Source organism: Paraburkholderia sp. RL17-337-BIB-A, from assembly GCF_046025895.1.
In the GTDB taxonomy this organism is placed as follows: Bacteria; Pseudomonadota; Gammaproteobacteria; order Burkholderiales; family Burkholderiaceae; genus Paraburkholderia; species Paraburkholderia fungorum_C.
In genome coordinates, this window is sequence record NZ_JARESY010000003.1 from 1,194,366 (window position 1) to 1,212,908 (window position 18,543).

At 61.7% G+C, this 18,543-nt stretch carries 14 protein-coding genes and 6 pseudogenes; 7 read left to right on the top strand and 13 right to left on the bottom strand.

Features of this window, described 5'->3' with window-relative positions; all coding sequences use genetic code 11:
* Positions 1-337 precede the first annotated feature (337 nt).
* Complete coding sequence (locus tag P0D84_RS43795; protein ID WP_494471370.1) at positions 338-1,486, bottom strand: ABC transporter substrate-binding protein; 1,149 nt, start codon at positions 1,484-1,486, stop codon at positions 338-340.
* 673 nt (positions 1,487-2,159) lie between these two features.
* Positions 2,160-2,759: pseudogene (locus tag P0D84_RS43800) on the bottom strand (tyrosine-type recombinase/integrase); the annotation flags it as partial.
* A 1-nt stretch (position 2,760) separates the two neighbouring features.
* Here P0D84_RS43800 and P0D84_RS43805 point away from each other — a divergent pair.
* Together P0D84_RS43805 and P0D84_RS43810 are read left to right on the top strand one after the other, a co-directional pair.
* Positions 2,761-2,817: pseudogene (locus P0D84_RS43805) on the top strand (DUF2513 domain-containing protein); the annotation flags it as partial.
* A gap of 113 nt (positions 2,818-2,930) precedes the next feature.
* Positions 2,931-3,291 (top strand): annotated as a pseudogene (locus tag P0D84_RS43810) (site-specific integrase); the annotation flags it as partial.
* Here P0D84_RS43810 and P0D84_RS43815 read toward each other — a convergent pair.
* The 6 genes and pseudogenes from P0D84_RS43815 to P0D84_RS43840 all read right to left on the bottom strand — a co-directional run.
* Positions 3,289-3,546 (bottom strand): annotated as a pseudogene (locus tag P0D84_RS43815) (phage integrase N-terminal SAM-like domain-containing protein); the annotation flags it as partial. The pseudogenes P0D84_RS43810 and P0D84_RS43815 sit on opposite strands and share 3 nt — an antisense overlap.
* Positions 3,547-3,875: 329 nt before the next feature.
* Entirely contained in the window at positions 3,876-4,580 is a 705-nt protein-coding gene (locus tag P0D84_RS43820; RefSeq protein WP_408349835.1) for an ABC transporter ATP-binding protein, read from the bottom strand.
* A 17-nt stretch (positions 4,581-4,597) separates the two neighbouring features.
* Positions 4,598-5,398: an ABC transporter ATP-binding protein gene (locus P0D84_RS43825; protein WP_323045937.1), complete on the bottom strand. Its 801-nt coding sequence runs from the start codon at positions 5,396-5,398 to the stop codon at positions 4,598-4,600.
* 19 nt (positions 5,399-5,417) lie between these two features.
* Positions 5,418-6,587, bottom strand: coding sequence for an ABC transporter permease subunit (locus P0D84_RS43830; protein WP_408349134.1), 1,170 nt, complete (start codon positions 6,585-6,587; stop codon positions 5,418-5,420).
* An 18-nt stretch (positions 6,588-6,605) separates the two neighbouring features.
* Positions 6,606-7,556, bottom strand: a complete 951-nt coding sequence (locus tag P0D84_RS43835; protein ID WP_408349137.1) for a branched-chain amino acid ABC transporter permease — start codon at positions 7,554-7,556, stop codon at positions 6,606-6,608.
* A 190-nt stretch (positions 7,557-7,746) separates the two neighbouring features.
* Positions 7,747-8,871 carry a branched-chain amino acid ABC transporter substrate-binding protein gene (locus tag P0D84_RS43840; RefSeq protein WP_408349838.1) on the bottom strand — a complete coding sequence of 375 codons (1,125 nt, stop codon included), beginning with the start codon at positions 8,869-8,871 and terminating at the stop codon, positions 7,747-7,749.
* 323 nt (positions 8,872-9,194) lie between these two features.
* Between P0D84_RS43840 and P0D84_RS43845 the strand changes: the two genes are divergently transcribed.
* The 3 genes from P0D84_RS43845 (at position 9,195) to P0D84_RS43855 (ending at position 12,773) form a co-directional block, all read left to right on the top strand.
* Complete coding sequence (locus P0D84_RS43845; protein ID WP_408349140.1) at positions 9,195-10,274, top strand: GlxA family transcriptional regulator; 1,080 nt, start codon at positions 9,195-9,197, stop codon at positions 10,272-10,274.
* 198 nt (positions 10,275-10,472) lie between these two features.
* Complete coding sequence (locus P0D84_RS43850) at positions 10,473-11,723, top strand: D-amino acid dehydrogenase (RefSeq protein ID WP_408349143.1); 1,251 nt, start codon at positions 10,473-10,475, stop codon at positions 11,721-11,723.
* A gap of 57 nt (positions 11,724-11,780) precedes the next feature.
* Complete coding sequence (locus tag P0D84_RS43855) at positions 11,781-12,773, top strand: asparaginase (protein ID WP_408349146.1); 993 nt, start codon at positions 11,781-11,783, stop codon at positions 12,771-12,773.
* A 176-nt stretch (positions 12,774-12,949) separates the two neighbouring features.
* Here P0D84_RS43855 and P0D84_RS43860 read toward each other — a convergent pair.
* Together P0D84_RS43860 and P0D84_RS43865 are read right to left on the bottom strand one after the other, a co-directional pair.
* A pseudogene (locus tag P0D84_RS43860) lies at positions 12,950-13,719 on the bottom strand (IS91 family transposase); the annotation flags it as partial.
* Between the two features lie 137 nt (positions 13,720-13,856).
* Positions 13,857-14,233, bottom strand: a pseudogene (locus P0D84_RS43865) (tyrosine-type recombinase/integrase).
* Between the two features lie 557 nt (positions 14,234-14,790).
* On the opposite strand from P0D84_RS43865, the gene P0D84_RS43870 reads away from it, so the two are divergent.
* A complete protein-coding gene (locus P0D84_RS43870; protein WP_408349149.1) occupies positions 14,791-14,973 on the top strand; it encodes a hypothetical protein in 183 nt (60 codons plus the stop codon).
* The gene (locus tag P0D84_RS43875; RefSeq protein ID WP_408349152.1) at positions 14,970-15,104 is read left to right on the top strand and encodes an SET domain-containing protein-lysine N-methyltransferase; all 135 of its coding nucleotides are present in this window, start codon (positions 14,970-14,972) and stop codon (positions 15,102-15,104) included. The genes P0D84_RS43870 and P0D84_RS43875 overlap by 4 nt, the downstream gene beginning before the upstream one ends.
* 897 nt (positions 15,105-16,001) lie before the next feature.
* On the opposite strand, the gene P0D84_RS43880 is transcribed toward P0D84_RS43875, so the two are convergent.
* The 3 genes from P0D84_RS43880 to P0D84_RS43890 all read right to left on the bottom strand — a co-directional run bounded on the left by P0D84_RS43880 (position 16,002) and on the right by P0D84_RS43890 (position 18,468).
* Positions 16,002-16,256 (bottom strand): hypothetical protein, encoded by a 255-nt coding sequence (locus tag P0D84_RS43880; RefSeq protein ID WP_408349155.1) that lies wholly within the window; start codon positions 16,254-16,256, stop codon positions 16,002-16,004.
* Positions 16,257-16,618: 362 nt separating this feature from the next.
* A complete protein-coding gene (locus tag P0D84_RS43885) occupies positions 16,619-18,073 on the bottom strand; it encodes an ATP-binding protein (RefSeq protein WP_408349158.1) in 1,455 nt (484 codons plus the stop codon).
* On the bottom strand, positions 17,968-18,468 hold the full coding sequence (locus P0D84_RS43890; protein WP_408349902.1) for a hypothetical protein: 501 nt from the start codon (positions 18,466-18,468) through the stop codon (positions 17,968-17,970). The genes P0D84_RS43885 and P0D84_RS43890 overlap by 106 nt, the downstream gene beginning before the upstream one ends.
* Positions 18,469-18,543 lie beyond the last annotated feature (75 nt).

Below are 18,543 nucleotides of genomic sequence, written 5' to 3' on the forward strand. Positions count from 1 at the left end.
TCCTATTTTTATTATCGCGACACAACCCCGCCGCGTCGATATCGACCTGGCGGGGGCAAAAGCACGATAAAGAGCGTCCCCGATCTCACTGACATACGGACGCGGTTGCCTCGTCTTGGGGCTCGCTACTGCTAAGCGCAAAGGCGGACCAGCCGCATGGTGGGCGCCAGCCATGACGCAGGTGCCGCCCATTCGGCATGACTGGCGAGGCCGGGCAAGGTGTCCGTGACTGGTAACAAGAACGACGTCGCTGACGCGCGAGCACGCTGGCCTGCCGACGGCAACCCAGCGACTTATGTCGCCGAGTTGCCGTGCGTTCGCTCGCGATGTGGCAGTTTCACATCTTCACGATGTCCAGCAGCTTCTGCTTGCCTCCCACGTATTGATACCTCGAGATCACGCCGTGCTTGAGGTCGCCCTTGGAGTCGAACTGGGTTTCGCCGAGCACGCCGTGGTAATCGGTGGACGGCATCATGGCCAAGAGCTTGGCTGCATCGGTGGAGTTGGCGCGCTTCATCGCATCGACAATGATGTACACGGCGTCATAGGCAAACGGTGCGTAGACCTGGATTGGTTGATGGAAACGGGCTTCATAGCGCTTCTGGAAATCCGCGCCACCGGCCATTTTCTCCAGCGGCATGCCGGCGATCGAGCAAATGACGTTGTCGGTCGCGTCGCCAGCCAAATCCGACAACTTGGTGGTACATGCCCCGTCGCCGACCAGCACCTTCGCGGCAATCGCCAGTTGCTTGGCTTGCTTTGCGAACGGACCGGCCGTGGCATCCTCGCCGCCGTACATGATGACGTCCGGATGCTCGCCCTTGATCTTGGTCAGGATCGCGCGGAAGTCGACCGCCTTGTCGTTGGTCTCGTCGTGCGAGAGCACCGTCACGCCGCTGGCCTTAATTTTCGTTTCGAACTGGTCGGCCAGACCCTGCCCATACGAGGTCGCGTCGTCGACGATCGCCACCGATTTGGCCTTGAGCAGCCTGGATGCGTAGTCGGCCAGCGCCGGGCCTTGCTGCGCGTCGGTGCCCACGACCCGGTAGGTCGTCTTGAAGCCTTGCAGCGTGTAAGTCGGGTTGGTGGCCGCCGGCGAGATTTCGACGATGCCGGCATCGCTGTAGATCTTTGAAGCCGGGATCGAGGTGCCGGAATTCACGTGACCCACCACGGCGACGTCTTTGTCGTCCACCAACTTCTGGGCGGCCTCCGTGGCCTGGCGCGGGTCGGCCGCATCGTCTTGCGCATCGAGCTCCAGCGTGATCTTCTGGCCGCCGATCGTCAGGCCCTTCTGATTGATCTCTTCAATCGCAAGGCGGGCGCCGTTTTCGCTGTCCTTGCCGAGGTGGGCGGTACCCCCAGTAAGCGGCGCGACGTGACCGATTTTGACGACTTCATCCGCAAATGCGCCATTTGCGGCATTTGCGCCGAGAATGATCAAACCACCTCTAAGACTTAACGACAGGGCATGGCGCAACGTCATAGACATTATTATTTTCTCCAGCGTACGGGTTGACATCAATAGATAAGGGTACCGGCCTCCCTAAAGCAAAATCCGGGCCCCGTCGCTTCGGGAAGACGTTTCCGACTCAACGGCCAATCGAGATGTCATTCGACTCATGCCAACTGGCTCCATATCGATGGGGGCCCCGCCGCCGCTGATCTATGGACGGACCGTGTTGAATGTGTAGATCCCAATAGAAACCGGGTCTGGCAAGCCCTGCATACGACGGGAGCACAACGGCGGTGCGACGCCGCTTGATGGTGCGTATATTCCGAATTGCAGTGCTTCAACGGCTGAACAATGCGTTGTCGGAAGCACTCGATACGCGAACTTCAGGCCGCGATGGACACCAAGCGGAGCAGGAACGTGTACGTGCTCGACATCTCGCCGATCCGGCCATGAAGAGACCAGTCGAAAGTCGGCCGAACAACGGTCGTTCGCAGCGACATCGCGACCGTCCCTTGATGGCCGAGGGTGTGTCAAAACAAAAAAGCTGAAGGTTTTGAGGGGTCCCGTTACCCTTCCCGGTACGCTACCAGGCCGTTGTAGGCCATTCTCGAAAGCTGATTTTTGAACGAGAGGCGTGAGCCTGCGTTTTGACACACCCTCGGCCGACTTGAGACGGCCATATTTGATATGGACTGCGACATAATTAAACGCGGATCCGCTCGACCTCGTCGAGGCTGATGTCATCGTGGCGCCGGTCGTACAGCTGGGTGGTGCGCGTCGATGCGTGGTTCGCCATCGCCGCGGCATTCTCGAGCGTGCCGCCATTCTTCAGGTACGCGGTGATCCCGGTCGCGCGGAACGTGTGGTTACCGATCGGCGTAGCGATGCCTGCGGCGAGCGCCCGGCGCCGCACCATCGCATACGCGTTCGCCTGCGGCAGCGGCGTACCGCTCAGCTGCCCGGTGCCTCGTGCGATCGTGCGGAACAGCGGCCCCTTCGGATCGCCAGCGATGCCAGTGCCATCGAGGTACGCATGCAGATAGGCTTCGAGCGTGTGATGACAGGGCATCTCATGCCGCCTGCCGCCCTTTTCACGCAGACGGACCCACAGGCGCCGGTGCTGCACATAGACATCCTCGACCCGCATCGCGAGCGCCGCGCCCACCCGCGCGAACGAAAACACCATCAGCGCGATCAGCGCGCGGTCGCGCAGCCCGATCGGCGTGGTGATGTCGATGCTGTCGAGCAGCTGCCGCGCCTCGGCGGCATCGAGCCCCGGCGTTTTGCCCTTTTTCGTGGTGTGAATGTTCAGGGGGCTGAGCTGGGCTGGCCATGACTTCGTGGATTCGGTCCGGAGCCCCGATGTGTGGGACAGGACCAAGCAGACTGCCTCGGCCGCCGGCGGGTTTCACGGTCGAGCTGCTGGTGTTTGCTGCGAAAACGTACCTCGAAGGCAAGATCAAGGGGTTGATCGGTGGCTAGTGCAAGCCTCGTCCTTCCTGCCGGCGCGACGGTGCCCGCGCTGGTCGCATCGGCCGGTGACCGCGCCGGTGTGCGCTTTCTCGAGTTCTTCGCGTCCGCGATCCGCAATCCGCACCCGGCGCGCGTATGCGCGCGCGGCCGGCGATTTTCTCGCGTGGTGCGCCGGCGCTGGCGTGACCTCCATTACTGCAGTGCAGCCGCTGCACGTCGCCGCGTGGATCGAACTGCAGACGCAGACGTCGTCGCCGCCGACCGTCAAGCAGCAGCTGGCCGCGATCCGCCACCTGTTCGACTGGCTCGTCACCGGCCAGATCGTGCCGCACAATCCGGCCGCGTCGGTGCGCGGCCCCAGTCGTGCCGAAGAAGAACTTCAAGCCGGTGATCGCGGCGTTCAGGGAAACTGGCGACACGCCGCGGTCAACCAGATGCAACTGGTAGCGCCGCAAGTCCTCGACGGCGGCGGTGTCAGGCGAGCGTCCGAGAAAGACGGCGAACTCTCGCACCACACGAAGATAGTTGGCTGGCGTGGTTGGCGCGAGGCGGCGCATGCGCATGTCGTCCATCATGCGCTGGCGTAACGGACTGATGCCCTGGCTGGGGGTAGTCATGGCTGGGCTCCTGTTGAGTAACGAGGCGAAGTGCCTCATTGCTCAACATAGGAAACCGGGTGGTTTCCTATGAAGAACCACCACGTTCAAACGGAGTGCAAACCGCGCAAGCGGTTCAGGCACTGGCCGAACCCAGAAGTTCAGGTCAGTCGAAGCTCAATGCATCAGACTCAACTCGCGAGCTCCGCAGACCCTTCACGGACCCTCATATTTAGCGGGCGGATGTTCGATTTGTAGTTCCTACCGACCTGTCGCTCGTACAACACTCGACAATGAATCACCCACCTCTTCAAGTTTGCGGAGGTAGCGTCCCGCAGGGCGCGCGCATGCTATTCGCCCAGATAAGCCGCGCGCACCTTCGGATCATCCAGCATCTGCTTGGCGTCGCCGGACATCGTCACCAGACCCGAGTCCATCACGTAGCCACGGTTCGCAGCCTGCAACGCGAGACGCGCGTTCTGTTCGACCAGCAGCACGGTCATGCCTTCAGCCGAAATCGCCCGCACCACTTCGAAGATCTTCTCGACCATGATGGGCGACAGACCCATCGACGGTTCGTCGAGCAACAACAGCTTCGGCTTGCTGATGATCGCCCGCGCCATCGCCAGCATCTGCTGTTCGCCGCCCGACAAGGTGCCCGCGTATTGCGTGGCGCGTTCCTTCAGGCGCGGGAAGAAGCCGAACATGCGATCGACGTCCGCCTTGATGCCGTCCGTGTCGGTACGCAGATAAGCCCCCATCCGCATGTTCTCGACGATCGACATGCGCGAGAAAATACCGCGGCCTTCCGGCACCATCGCGAGACCGCGCTTGAGCAGCTCGTGCGCCGGGATGCCCTTGATCGACTGGCCCATGTACTCGATGTCGCCGGCCGCGTACGGCTTAAGCCCCGTGATCGCCTTCATCGTCGTGGTCTTGCCCGCGCCGTTCGCGCCGATCAGCGTGACCAGCTCGCCCTGCCCGACTTCGAGGTCGATCCCCTTGACTGCCTGGATGCCGCCGTAATTGACCTGCAGGCCCTTGATTTTCAACATTGCTTGCGTTGTGGACATCAGTGGACTCCCGCACCCAGATAAGCTTCGATCACCTTCGGATCCTTCTGCACGTCTGACGGCAGACCTTGCGCAATCACCTTGCCGTAGTCGAGCACCGTCATCTGGTTGCACAGACCCATCACGAGTTTCACGTCGTGTTCGATCAGCAGGATCGTCTTGCCGTCGCTGCGGATCTTGTCGAGCAATTTGGTCAGCTCGACCTTTTCCGTTGCGTTCATGCCGGCAGCCGGTTCGTCCAGCGCGAGCAGCTTCGGATCCGTGGCCAGCGCGCGGGCGATTTCCAGACGACGCTGGTGACCGTACGACAGATTGCGCGACGTGTAGTCCGCATACTGCGCAATGCCGACGTACTCCAGCAGTTCGATCGCGCGCTCCTTGATCTCGCGCTCTTCCTTGCGCTCGGACGGCGTCTGGAACACCGCGCCGATCAGGCCATGCCTGGTGCGCACGTGGCGCCCGACCATCACGTTTTCCAGCGCAGTCATGCCGCCGAACAGACGGATGTTCTGGAACGTACGGGCAATACCGGCCTTCGCGACTTGATAAACGGCGGTCGGCGTGTATTCCGTGCCGTCGAGCTTGAACTCGCCGGAATCCGGCGTGTACAGACCCGTGATCACGTTGAAGAAGGTGGTCTTGCCGGCGCCGTTCGGGCCGATCAGGCCGTAAATCTGCCCCGACCTGATTTGCAGGCCGACGTCAGAAAGTGCCTGCAAGCCGCCGAAGCGCTTGTTCACGCCTTTCACCGACAGACGGATCTGGTCGCTGCCCACGCTGTTATTTACGTTATCGCTCATGTAATTTCTCCCACGGGCCTCAGGCGCGCACCGGCTTCTTGCCGCTGCGCTTCGCCAGTTTCGCAATCTTGTCTTCGTGCTTCGGCGACGGCCACAGGCCTTCCGAGCGGTACAGCATGATCACGACCATCGCGAGGCCGTACAGCAACTGACGGATCACTTCCGTATCGACGATTTCATGGCCGAAGATCGCGTTCTGCAGCGGACCCATCGTCGAACGCAGGAATTCCGGGAACACCGAAAGCAGCACCGCACCGAGAATCACACCCGGGATGTGCCCCATGCCGCCCAGCACCACGCACGCCAGCACCACGACCGATTCCCAGAACGTGAACGATTCCGGCGACACGAAGCCCTGGAACGAGCCGAACATCGCGCCCGACAGGCCGCCGAACGACGCACCCATCGCGAAGGCCAGCAGCTTCACGTTACGGGTGTTGATGCCCATCGCCTTGGCGGCGATTTCGTCTTCGCGGATCGCGGCCCATGCACGGCCGATACGCGAGTGCTGCAAACGCGTACAGACCCAGATCACCAGCAGCGAACACAGCACGAACAGGTAGTAGTACAAGTACACCGACGGGAACTGCATTCCGAACAGCGAATGCGTCTGCGAAAGGCTGAAGCCACCCACCGACACTGGATCGATCCCCGTGATCCCCTTCGGACCATTGGTGATATTCACCGGACGGTCGAGGTTGTTCATGAAGATCCGCACGATTTCCCCGAAGCCCAGGGTCACGATCGCGAGGTAGTCGCCACGCAGACGCAGGGTCGGCGCACCGAGCAGGATCCCGAAGGTCGCGGCGAGCGCCATCGCGATCGGCACGACGATCCAGATCGGCGTATGCAGCCCGTTCGGGAACAGGTGCGCAATCCACTCGAACTGCGAGGTCAGGTGGGGCGAGCTCAGGAGAGCGGCGACGTACGCGCCGATGGCGTAGAACGCGATATAGCCCAGGTCCAGCAGGCCGGCGAAGCCGACCACCACATTGAGGCCCAGCGCGAGCATCACGTACAGCATCGCGAAGTCGAGCACGCGGACCCAGTAGTTGCCGCCGGCCGCGCCGATGATCATCGGCGCCGCGATCACGAAGATCGCGGTAATGATGCCGACGGTCAGCGTCTTCGTCAGGTTCTTTTCAGGGATGAGCGTCGTGGACGGCTCGATCGGTTGAATTGAGGTCATGTCTGTTTTCTCCCTGGATCAAGCGCGATCCGCAACACGTTCGCCGAGCAGGCCCGACGGACGGAACACCAGCACGATGATCAGCACGATGAACGCGAACACGTCCTGGTAGTTACTGCCGAACACACCACCGGTCAGGTTGCCGATATAGCCCGCACCCAACTGTTCGATCAGGCCGAGCAGCACGCCGCCCACCATCGCCCCGCCGAGATTGCCGATCCCGCCCAGCACCGCCGCGGTAAAGGCCTTCAACCCTGGGATGAAGCCCATATAGAAGTGAGCGTTACCGTATTCGGACGCGATCATCACGCCGGCCAGAGCAGCCAGCGCCGAGCCGATCATGAAGGTCGCCGAAATCACGAAGTTCGGATTCACGCCCATCAGGCTGGCAACGCCCGGATTCTCGGCGATCGCACGCATCGCGCGGCCCAGCCTGGTCTTGTGAACCAGCAGCAGCAGGCCGCCCATCACGAGGAACGCCACCACGATGATCACGATTTCAGTCATCGATATCACGGCGCCTGGCGTCGTGTCGGTGGCCTTGATCACGTTGATCGGGTCGGTGGGCAACAGCTGCGGGAACGGCAGCGGGTTGCGCGACCAGATCATCATCGCGAGCGTTTGCAGCAGGATCGACACGCCGATCGCGGTGATCAGCGGGGCGAGGCGCGGCGCTTTACGCAACGGCCGGTAGGCCACGCGCTCGATCGTGTAGCCGACCAGCGAGCAAACCACTGCCGCGATGATCAACGCGATGATGAGCGTCGGCACATTGCCGAGGCCGGGGAAGTGGTTCTGCAGCACGCCTATGGCCGAGAGCGCAACCATCGCGCCCACCATCAACACATCGCCGTGCGCGAAGTTGATGATGCCCAGGATGCCGTAAACCATCGTGTAGCCCAGTGCGATGATGGCGTAAACGCTGCCAAGCACTAGCCCGTTGAGGACCTGCTGGATAAAAGTGTCCATGGCTCCTTCTCCTTATATCTACTTGAGCCTTCGTTCCTGTGACGCCGAAGCGCTGCAAACGTGTCCGAAATGCCCATTGAAATCGCCGCGTCATAAAAAAGCGGCACAGGGATCACGCTCCCGTGCCGCTCAGCAACGACAAGACTGGAAACAGGTTGAAACGGGTACAACAACTACCGCCAGGACCTGTCTATTTCTCCACGACGTCGACCAGCGCCTGCTTGCCGCCGACGTACTTGTACAACGAAATCACGCCGTGCCGCAGATCGCCCTTCGAATCGAACTGCGTTTCGCCGAGCACCCCCTGATGATTGGTCGCAGGCATCGCGGCGAGGATTTTCGCTGGCTCGGTTGATTGCGCGCGCTTCATCGCATCGACGATGACACCCACCGCGTCGTACGCAAACGGTGAGTTCAGAACCGGTGCGTAACCGAAGCGTTTCTTGTAGCGCTCGACGAACGCCGGACCTTCGGCCATCTTCAGCAGGGGCGCGCCCGCGATCGAGCAGATTACGTTATCGGCTGCATCGCCGGCGAGTTTCGCGAGGTCGTCGGCGCACAAGCCGTCTCCGGCCAGCACTTTCACCGCGATACCCAGCTGCTTGGCCTGTTTCGCGAACGGGCCACCCGTGCCATCGAGGCCGCCATACATGATCACGTCCGGCCTTTCGCCCTTGATCTTGGTGAGAATCGCGCGGAAATCGACGGCCTTGTCGGTGCTCGCGTCGTGCGACAGGACCGTGATGCCGTTGGCTTTTGCCTGCTTTTCGAATTCGACCGCAAGGCCCTGGCCGTATGCGGTCGAGTCGTCGACGATGGCGACCGTCTTTGCTTTCAGCGTTTTCGCTGCGTAGTCGGCGAGCGTCGGCCCTTGCTGTGCATCGGTGGCGACTACGCGATACGCAGTCTTGAAGCCCTGCTGCGTATAGGCTGGATTCGTCGCGGACGGTGACACTTGCGCGATGCCTGCGTCGCTGTAGATCTTCGACGCCGGAATAGTCGAGCCGGATTGCATGTGGCCGACCACCGCGACGACCTTGTCATCCACCAGCTTCTGCGCCACCTGGGTGGCCTGACGCGGGTCGCCCGCATCATCCTGTGCGTCAAAGACCAGCGTCACCTTCTTTCCGCCGATTACCAGGCCCTTCTGGTTGATCTCCTCAATCGCGAGGCGGGCGCCGTTCTCGGTGTCTTTGCCGAGATATGAGGCCGGCCCCGTCACGGGCGCCGCCTCGCCGATCTTCACCATCTCGTCGGCACGGGCGACGCCGACTGCAGCGGCCGCCAATGTCCCCAGAATGCCGACGGTCGCCATGCCGCGACCCAAGGTTGTGCTTTTGCTCATGCTTTCACCCCAAAAAAAGAGTTGTGGTTGGCCGGGGGTGGACAGCCATGGCCGTCCACCGATCGGAAACACTCGGCCGTCTGCCGCTGAAATGCCGGCAGTGTTCCTGCCATCGCCGGATCGTTTGTGTCTCACAATGCGGCGCCGGTCGTTAGCGGGTTGAATTTATGCAGCCACAATACGTTGGGATTGCATCGATCTGCCGGAAAATAGAAGAATTGCGGCAAGGCCGCAGGGCAGCGATTCGCAATGCGCCACCGTATAATCCATGCTATCCGCCCACGAGTTTGCGCATGCCGACTGCCGCCGATCCCACCCGAGTGACCGATACTGCTCACGATCTGGTCGAACAACTGGATGCATTGCCGCGTAGCCTTGAGGCTCGGGCGAGCCGTTCGGGCGCGGAACTGAGTGTCGGCATCCTGTTGTGGCCGCGCTTTCCGATGCTGTCGCTGGGCGGCCTGTGTGATGCGCTGCGTCACGCAGCCGATCGTGGCGATCAGAGCCGCCAGCTGCGCTGTCTCTGGACGATTGTCGGCACACAGGGCGAATTGATCGAAGCGAGCTGCGGCATTGTGGTAAAGGCGCAGTCCACGTTTCCAGAGGTCGCGCAATTCGACTATCTCATCGTGATCGGCGGCCTGCTGCCGCATCTCGATCAGGTCGACCGGCGCTACTGGGACTACCTGAAACAGGCTGCCGACGCGGGCATTCCGCTCGTCGGCGTGTGCACCGGTAGTTTCGTGCTGGCGCGCGCGGGTCTGATGGAAGACCACGTTGCCTGCGTGCACAGCTTCCACCTCGACGATTACCGGGGTATGTTTCCCGCGCTGCGCGTAATGACGCATGCTGATTACCTCATGGACGGCGCCCGCATCACCTGCGCGGGCGGCATTTCCGTGGTGGAAATGGCCGCGCGCCTGATCAGCCTGCACTGTGGGCCCGACCGTGCATCGAAAGTGATTCATCAGATGACGGTAAGCCGCCAGGGCGGGTCGTCGTTCGTCGAGCGGCGCGCGGCGCTCGGTTACCTGTCGGTCGAAGATGCAACCGTGCGCCACGCGGTGCTGCTGATGGAAGAAAACCTCGAAGCGCCGCTAAATATCACCGTCATCGCAAAGATGATCGGCACCAGCGTGCGCAATCTCGAGCGCGCGTTCATGGCCGAGATGAACGCATCACCGAACGAATTCTACCGGCGCACGCGCCTGCGCTACGCGCGCTGGATGCTCGTCAATACAACCCGCAAGATCACCGACATCGCCTACGAATGCGGATTCGCGGACGCCGCGCATTTCATCCGCGTGTTTCGCGAGGCGTACGGCGTGACACCCGGCAAGCTGCGCACATCGCGAGGCGCTGCCGCAGCATGATCCATCGGGTTGGCTCAACGCCGACCCTCAACGCCGACCGTCATGTTTCGCACGTGCCTGTCGCGATTCTTCTACTTTCCGGCAGATCGATGCAATCCGGCACGTCGGCGGCCCCGTACAGTCCGATCGACGGGCTGATGACGCGTCTGCGGCAAACGGCCTCCATGCAAACACACGACGAAAAGCGGGTACGGCAGTATGCGGATATTGATCCTCGGTGCAGGCGTCATTGGTCTGTCGAGCGCGTATTACCTGAGCCGGGCCGGCCACGAAGTCACGATCGCGGACCGGCATGCGGAGGTGGCGAGCGAGACCAGCTCCGGCAACGGCGGCCAGTTGTCGTACAGCTACGTTGCGCCGCTGGCCGGCCCTGGTGTGGTCTCGAAGCTGCCGCGCTGGCTCACGCGCGGCGACTCGCCGGTGCGCTTTCGCCCGAAACTGAGCACCGAACAGTGGCGCTGGTGCTTTCAGTTTCTGTCGGCATGCACGCGCGAACAGAGCGAACTCACGACGCGCAAGCTGCTGTCTCTGTCGTTCCTGAGCCGGGCACTGCTTCACGAACTGATCGCCGCCGAACCCTCACTCGACTTCGATTTCGTCCGCTCCGGAAAGCTCGTGCTGCATCGTGACGCGGGTGCGATGCAGAGCGCGGTCAAACTGCTTGAATTCCAGCGTACGCTCGGCTGCGAACAGCAGGCCTTGAGCGCCGACGCGAGCGTCGAACTCGAACCGACGCTCGCGCACCTGCGGCCTTCTCTCGCGGGCGGCATTCATACGCCAAGCGAGGACACGGCCGATTGCCAACGGTTCTGCAAGAGCCTCGAAGCGTTACTGCGCGCTCGCGGCGTGCAGTTCCTGATGAACACATCGATCGATTGTCTGAGGCCTGAATCGGGCGGCCGTGTCGAAGCCTGGAGCGGCGGTGCGCCGCTCTCATCCGATCATGTCGTCGTCGCCTCAGGCGCGGCTGCGGCCCGGTTACTGAGGTCTGTCGGCATCCGTGTGCCGGTCTATCCGCTCAAAGGCTACAGCCTGACGTTCGACCTGCAACCGCAAACGGCTGCGCCACACATAAGCATCACCGACTTCAGCCGCAAGGTAGTGTATGCGCGGCTCGGCAAGCGGCTGCGAATCGCGGGCATCGCCGATATCGACGGTTATTCGCTCGAACCCGATCCCACACGCCTTGCGACGCTGAAAGCAGAGGCGGCTGCAATGTATCCCGACATCGTCAGATCCTGTACGGGTAGTGAATGGATCGGGTTGCGCCCCGCGACGCCGCGTGGCACACCGATCGTCGGACCGACACCCTACGGCAATCTGTGGCTCAACGTAGGCCATGGCGCGCTCGGCTTCACGCTTGCCATGGGTTCAGCTGCACTGCTGGCACAGTGGCTGGCAAGCAGCAACGGCGAGGAACTGCGGAGCATATTTGCTCTTTCGCATTGAACCCGCGCGGCGATACGCTTCGTGACGTGCTCACTTTCCCAACATCATCGACATCGCATGACAGAAAAGGCCAACATCATCGTTATCGGCACAGGCGGCACGATTGCCGGTCAGGGCAAGGCCGCCAACAACATATCCGCATACGAGTGTTCGGTGCGTGGCATCGATGAAATTCTCAGCACGATTCCCCATGCCTGCGCGCTGGCGAATCTGCGCACGGAGCAGTTGCTGCAAAACGGCTCCGAGAATTTCAGTAACGAGCATCTGCTCACGATCGGTAAGCGCGTGTCCACACTGCTCGCGCAAGACGACGTCGATGGCGCTGTGATCGCGCATGGAACCGACACGATCGAGGAGACCGCGTACTTCCTTCATCTCACGCTCAAGAGCGCCAAGCCCGTGGTGGTGGTTGGCTCGATGCGTCCGCCGTCGGCGATGAGTTCCGACGCGGCGCTGAACCTCTACGATGCAATCGCGGTCGCTGCGCACCCATCGTCGGTTGGCCTCGGCACACTCGTGTTCGCCAACGACGAAATCCACACCGCGCGAGACGTTGCGAAGAGCAACAGCTTCAAGATCGAGGCGTTCCGCTCACCGTACGGCCCGCTAGGTTGCGTGATCGAAGGTCAGCCACGCTACTACCGTCATCCATCGCGTGCCCATACGCTCGCGACACCGTGGTCGATCGAGACGCTCGGGCCATTGCCCCAGGTCGACATCGTCTACGCCTACGGCGCGCTTGAAGCGGAGGTAGTGAGCGCGATCACCGCCCGTGCGCAAGGGTTGGTCTATGCGGGCACCGGCAACGGCAACGTCGCAGCGCATCTCATTGAGCCGCTGCGCGATGCTGCCCGGCGAGGCGTTCATGTCGTTCGCGCATCGCGCACTGGCAGCGGAATCGTGTTGCGTAACGGCGCGCAACCCGACGACACCTATGGCTGGCTCACCGTCGAGGATCAGATTCCCTCAAAAGCCCGCATCCTTCTGACGCTCGCACTGACACAAACTTACGACTTGCAAGCGTTGCAAGCTGTCTTCGAGCGCTACTGAAGCGCGCGCTCCTTTACAACCGCCCCCATCAGAAGCACACATCATGTACTTCATTGCCGACGACGATGTGCGCCGCCTCATCACGATGCGCGACGCGATTGAGGAACTGCGGCTCGCGCTGGAAGAACATGGCAGGGGCCAGGCACGGATTCAGCCACGTGTCAGAACCAGGGGCGACGACAGTAGCGGTGACGGTAGTCTTCTTTGCGCTTGGCTGACGCAGCGGCGGGAGCCTCGACGCCGAGCAGTTGCCGACAGGTAGCGAGCCTGTCAGACCGGTGGCAGTTGGCCGTCCATCCGTAGCTGCGGATGCGCTTGACGCCCTCGGGCAGCACATGCAGCAGGAAGCGGCGAATGAACTCATCGGCCGTGAGCGTCATAGTCCTTTGTCTGGCCTCCTGCCGGTAGTCTTTCCAGCGGAACTGCACGGTGTGCTCGTCGAAGGCAAGCAGCCGGTTATTGGAGATGGCGACGCGATGGTGTAGCGGCCCAGGTAGTCGAGCATGTGTTCGGCGCCACCAAATGGTGGTTTCACGTAGACGACCCACTCCGCGTGAGCAGCGGGCGCGAGCCAGGCGGCGAACGCTCGCGGGTCACGCAACGGCTCAAGCTGGCCATGGAAGTGCAGCGCGCCGGCGTGAAACGCGCGGCGGACATGGAAGTACTCGACCGATGAGAGGAGTTCCGCGCGCCGACGGTCGAGCCATTGCGCAGTGGCGAGCGACTGGCACTTCGGGCAGGCGCGATGCGGGCACGAGTAGTAGGTGATACGTTGATGTGAGCACGTATTGCACTGCTCGAGATGGGCGCCGAGCGCGGCGGTACGACACAGTTCGATGGCGCTCATCACGCGACGCTGGGCACGACTGGGCCCCTCGGCATGGGTTTGCCGATACTGAGTTCCGCAGTGGCGGAAGATGTCTGCCACTTCGATCGCCGGCCGCATGACTGCGTTCAGACGTCCTCTGGCACAGCCGGCGCAGACGGATGGGTGCGGGATGCGGAAGCAGGTTCGAAGGGGCTGGTGGTAGAGCACACGGTGCTCGTGGCCACCGTCAAGTACCGGGAAGCGGTGGCAAGGGACTAATGGCCCATGAGCAGCTGGATCTTGCGCACATCAGTACCGGCTTCGAGCAGATGAGTGGCGAACGCGTGCCTCAGGACATGCGGCGTAATCGGCTTCTGGATGCCGGTGCGCTGCCGTGCCCTGTTGCATGGCTGCCAGATCGCGGCAGTGGAAAGCGGGTGTCCGGGGATCTCGCCGGGAAAAAGCCAGTCGCGAGGTGAGCATTGAGCCAGTACGTTCGCAGGATCTCGAGCAGCCGTGTTGAGAGCATGACGAAGCGACCCCTACGGTTCTTCCCCTGGTTCACGCGGATGACCATGCGCTGGCTGTCGATATCGGTGGTCTTCAGGTGCGCCACTTCTGAAATTCGAAGACAGGCGGCATATGCGGTCATCAGAATGGCGCGGTACTAGGCCCGTATCTCCTCGGGACCCCCGTAACTCGGGCGAACAACGGAAGTGCCGGGCGAAGCTTGAACCTTGAAGAAGATAGGACCGCTGAGTATTTTCCGCGAGATTACGGATCTGCATGTCGTGTAACATCCGTTGACGCAGTGGCGTCATAGCGTACCTCCCGGAAGCAATGATGAAAGAAGGACCGGATGGTCTGTCACGTCAGCTATGCATTCAATCTGGCAGCGGCCCCTGGCAAATTCATCGGGCAGGTGGCCTCACTGCATGCCAGTGAGGACCCATGGGCGCTCCCCGAGCGGTGGTGCGGGGCGCCCCTGATCTCATCCTGCAGCGCTCGCCGACCATCGGGTGCATTCGTAATCTGGAAATTCCCGGATGGACGGTCGACTGACGATCGCAGCGCCGCAAGTTCGATGGCGCGGCGCTCCGACGTGCGTAACCGGGATTGTTTCGTTCTTATAATCCATCTGCAGGAACAGGAGAAACGACTACACGGCGTGTGGTTGTCCGGCAGTCGCCGGTGCATGGAAAGGGAGTGTTGGCGCTGCGCACGCTGAAAACCGGTGAACGGATCCTCGAATACAAGGGCGAAACCGTTCATGGCGCAAGGCGACCGCGCAGCACAGGCGCGCGGATGTTGAGGTACACACGTCTTTTCTTCTGGCTGGAAGACGGCCGCGTCATCGACAGAGTCGTGGCGGCAACAGCGCACGCTGGGTGAACCACGCGTGCGAGCCAAACTGTGCTGCCACTGAAGACGCAGGGCGGGTTTTCATTCACGGCCTCCGCGAAATCAGGACGCGCGAAGAACTTTCATTGACTACTGCTGCAAGCCGACGCGGCTGTCGATGACGCCGTGCCGGCTGAATATGCCTGCCGGTCCGGGGATCGCCCGATTGCCGTCAGACCATGCTGGGGGACGAATGACAGGAAATGACGTCACAGCCGGAAAGCAACGTCAGAATTCCCTGACCGGTCGGCAGTCACCGACGTCCCTGAATGGTTTATTCGGATTGGCGACCATGTCGTGTTTCACCTGGAGAGGATCAGGGCGTCATTGCCTCCGGCCGCAACATCGGATCGCGCCGGAGGCGCGGGGAGGCGACAGATGTCGCCAGGTCTCGACGACGGATCAGCACGTCGGCGCCGGTGCTCGTCGTTGGCGCAGTGTGAACGGTTCCATGCAGAAGCAGGCGATTGAACATCCAACTCAGCGAAACGCGGTAGGCGGAAATTTGGTGGCGTTGCTGGACCGGCTCGAACTGCCCTTGAGCGGCATGCCAGCCCGCAGATCCCTCTGCCGGGCCCTGTCGGACCTGAACCGGTGCCTCGGCTCGACCCCCGCGCGCATGCCGGCGCGCGAACCCGGCGACCATTCCCCTTCACATCCGAAGCAAGGTTCTCACGTTCCCTACCGAAGCCTGTATTGAGCTCGTGCCACCTATACACCGACTGCCGACGGGCCCGTAAGCAGCTGTGTCCCGACTGATGCCGGAGGTACCTGACGCCCCCGGTTTTGACAGCACTTCAGAAACTAACGATGCGCCATCGGACGATTTGCTTTCGCTCAACTTCTCAACACGTACCTGACATCTTATCGACGCCTTTTTCCACAGTCGCTCACGACCGAGTCTTTCGGGCGCAGCCCCAATGGGCGGTTTGAAAATCTCCTCCTGCAAGCGGATGTCGGGAGGCCGACTCCCATCTTCGGTACAGCATCGCAGACTTCCGTCTGCGTTCGTGACGCACTCAGATACGTCTCGTCAACCGATAACCGGTCATCGATGGTTGCGCGATGCTGGGAGGAAACACGCACCAGCAGCCGTCATCGTGCCGAAAGAAAAAGATGGCACGCGAGCCGCTCGGAGCCCACGCCTCGACATGCACGTAGCGCCTCCGGTCATCTCGCATACGACCAAGCTGAACCACACGGATCCGCACGAACGGAGCGGGTGCAAGCCACTTTTCGACCACGTAATGCAGGGACTTCTCGGCGGTGTTCATGACCCTCTCCTTCGACTTCGCCCCGGTCACGCTGCCGGCAGCTCGAGCGCGGCGAGCGAGGCGCGACGTGAGGGGACGATTAAAGAATAGGACCATCTACAAATTTACGATAGTTAATGATCTTCATGACGACGATAAGCAATAACGTATCTTGACCCGGCGAGCTTAGGGTTAGCGCTAACCGATCGGGCCACGCATGCATCTCAGATGCACGAAGATGTTCAAACCGGGCCGCCTGCGACGACGTCAGAGTCGCGCGAGTCGATCATCCTCCGGCGGGGTTCCGGCCAGGAACGGTCCATCGCAATCGATTTGCGATCGGCCGCTCTTGCGGGACAGGCCGCCCTCTGTACCCCGCAACGCTACCGACACGCGGAAACGGTGAATTGAAATGTCATTCCCGAGCCGGTATTGCGGGACGCCCACACCCGCCCTCCGTGAGCGTCGATGATCGAACGACAGATGGAGAGTCCCATTCCCATGCCATCGGGCTTCGTGGTGTAAAACGCGCTGAAAAGCCGGTCCGGATCTCCGGGCTCCGTGCCGGTGCCGACGTCCTGTACGGCCACGAGCACCCGATCGGATTCGCGCTGTTCGGTTCGGATGGTGAGCACACGCGCGCGATCGTTGACTGTCGCCATGGCCTGGACCCCGTTGATTGCAAGATTGATGATCACCTGCTGCAGCTGGATCCGGTCGCCACGCACCAGGGGCAATTCCGGCGCAAGCTGCACCCGCACGGTCACCCGATGGTTGAGCGCCTCCTGCTTGACGAGAGCGATCGTCTCATCGATCACCGCATTGATGTCGAGTGGGACCACTTCCGGATCGGCCCTCCTGGCAAGATCGCGAACGCTCCGGATCACGTTGGCCGCCCGATTGGCTTCTTCGACTATGTGACTCACGCAGGCTCGCGCCTCGTCTACTTCCGGAACTTCGCGGGTCAGCCAGCGCAAGCCAGCCGCGGCGGTAGTGGCGATGGCAGCGAGGGGCTGGTTCACTTCATGAGCAATCGAGGCACTCATCTGTCCGAGTGCCGTTAAGCGCGTCACGCGGGCAAGTTCCGCCTGTGCCATGTGCAACGCCTGCTGCGCTTCCCGGGTTGCCGTGACGTCCATCAGGGCACCAACGATTTCCTCCTCGCCCGATTGGTATTTCACGCGATGGGCCCGGACATGCAGGTGTTTGAACGCTCCATCCGGCATCAGAAGACGGTGTTCGTAGTCGTAGTCCTGTCCGCCTTGCGCCGCATGATCTATTTCATGTTGTACAAGTTGCTGGTCATCCGGGTGAACACGTTGGAGAACGCGGTCGATCGTCGGCTCGACCGTTTCGCCCACTCCAAATATCCGATATGTCTCTTTCGACCAGACCATGTCGCCGCTGGCTATCTTCCAGCCAAAGCTCCCCGTATGACTTAGCCGTTGAGCTTCAGCCAGATAGGCCTCACTGCGCCGCAACGCGCCTTGCGCACCTCTTCGCGCGACGTTCAGCCACACTACAAACAGGGCGGTTACCGCAAGCAGGGCAATGCGGGGCAAGTCCGTTGGCGCAACCGCGAACGAATAGACCGGCGCGGCAAAATAATAAGTGAAACCCGCAATGGACAGTGCGGTCGCGAGCAAACCCGGGCCGAGGCCACCGAGCCAGGCACTAAACATGATCGCACAAAGAGACAGCGATACGAACGGACTATTTTGCAGGTGCGTTTCTAGTAGCAGCGCGGCGATGAGCGCCGCACCAATCGACAGAACTGCAGCTGCATAGCTAGCAAAAGGCGACCGCCTGGACCGCTGTAAGGGACTGGACTGCGACATATTTCCTGCCTGTACAAATCAGCAAAACCTCCCGTAATCTGAGTGCCGAAGCCATTCGGCTCGACATCTTTCGGGGCCGCGACCTCCTCTTCGGGGGAATTCGCAATGCAGATGCCGTCGACGGCGGCCTCGATCTCCTCCCCCTCGTGCGCCAAACTACAGTCGGGCGACGCCGCGGCGACCGTCCCGCCCTGCGGGGCGAGGCGCACCGCGACTCGGTCCTTCCTGATCCGATCGTCGCGCGGGATGCCGACGATCATACAGGTATCGATCTGTCGCAACCCATGGTGGGTCAGTGCGGCCACGGCGCCTGCGAAAGCTTGCTCGGTGCCAGACGAAGTCTGTTCCGGCTCAAATGGCCGCTGCGGTTCAGTGCGACGACGCAGCCGGTTCAAGCGCTTCGCATTGCGCGACGATCCATCCCACGCGTCGAACGGCGGCGACTTCGTCCAACCTTTGGCGCTTCGGGA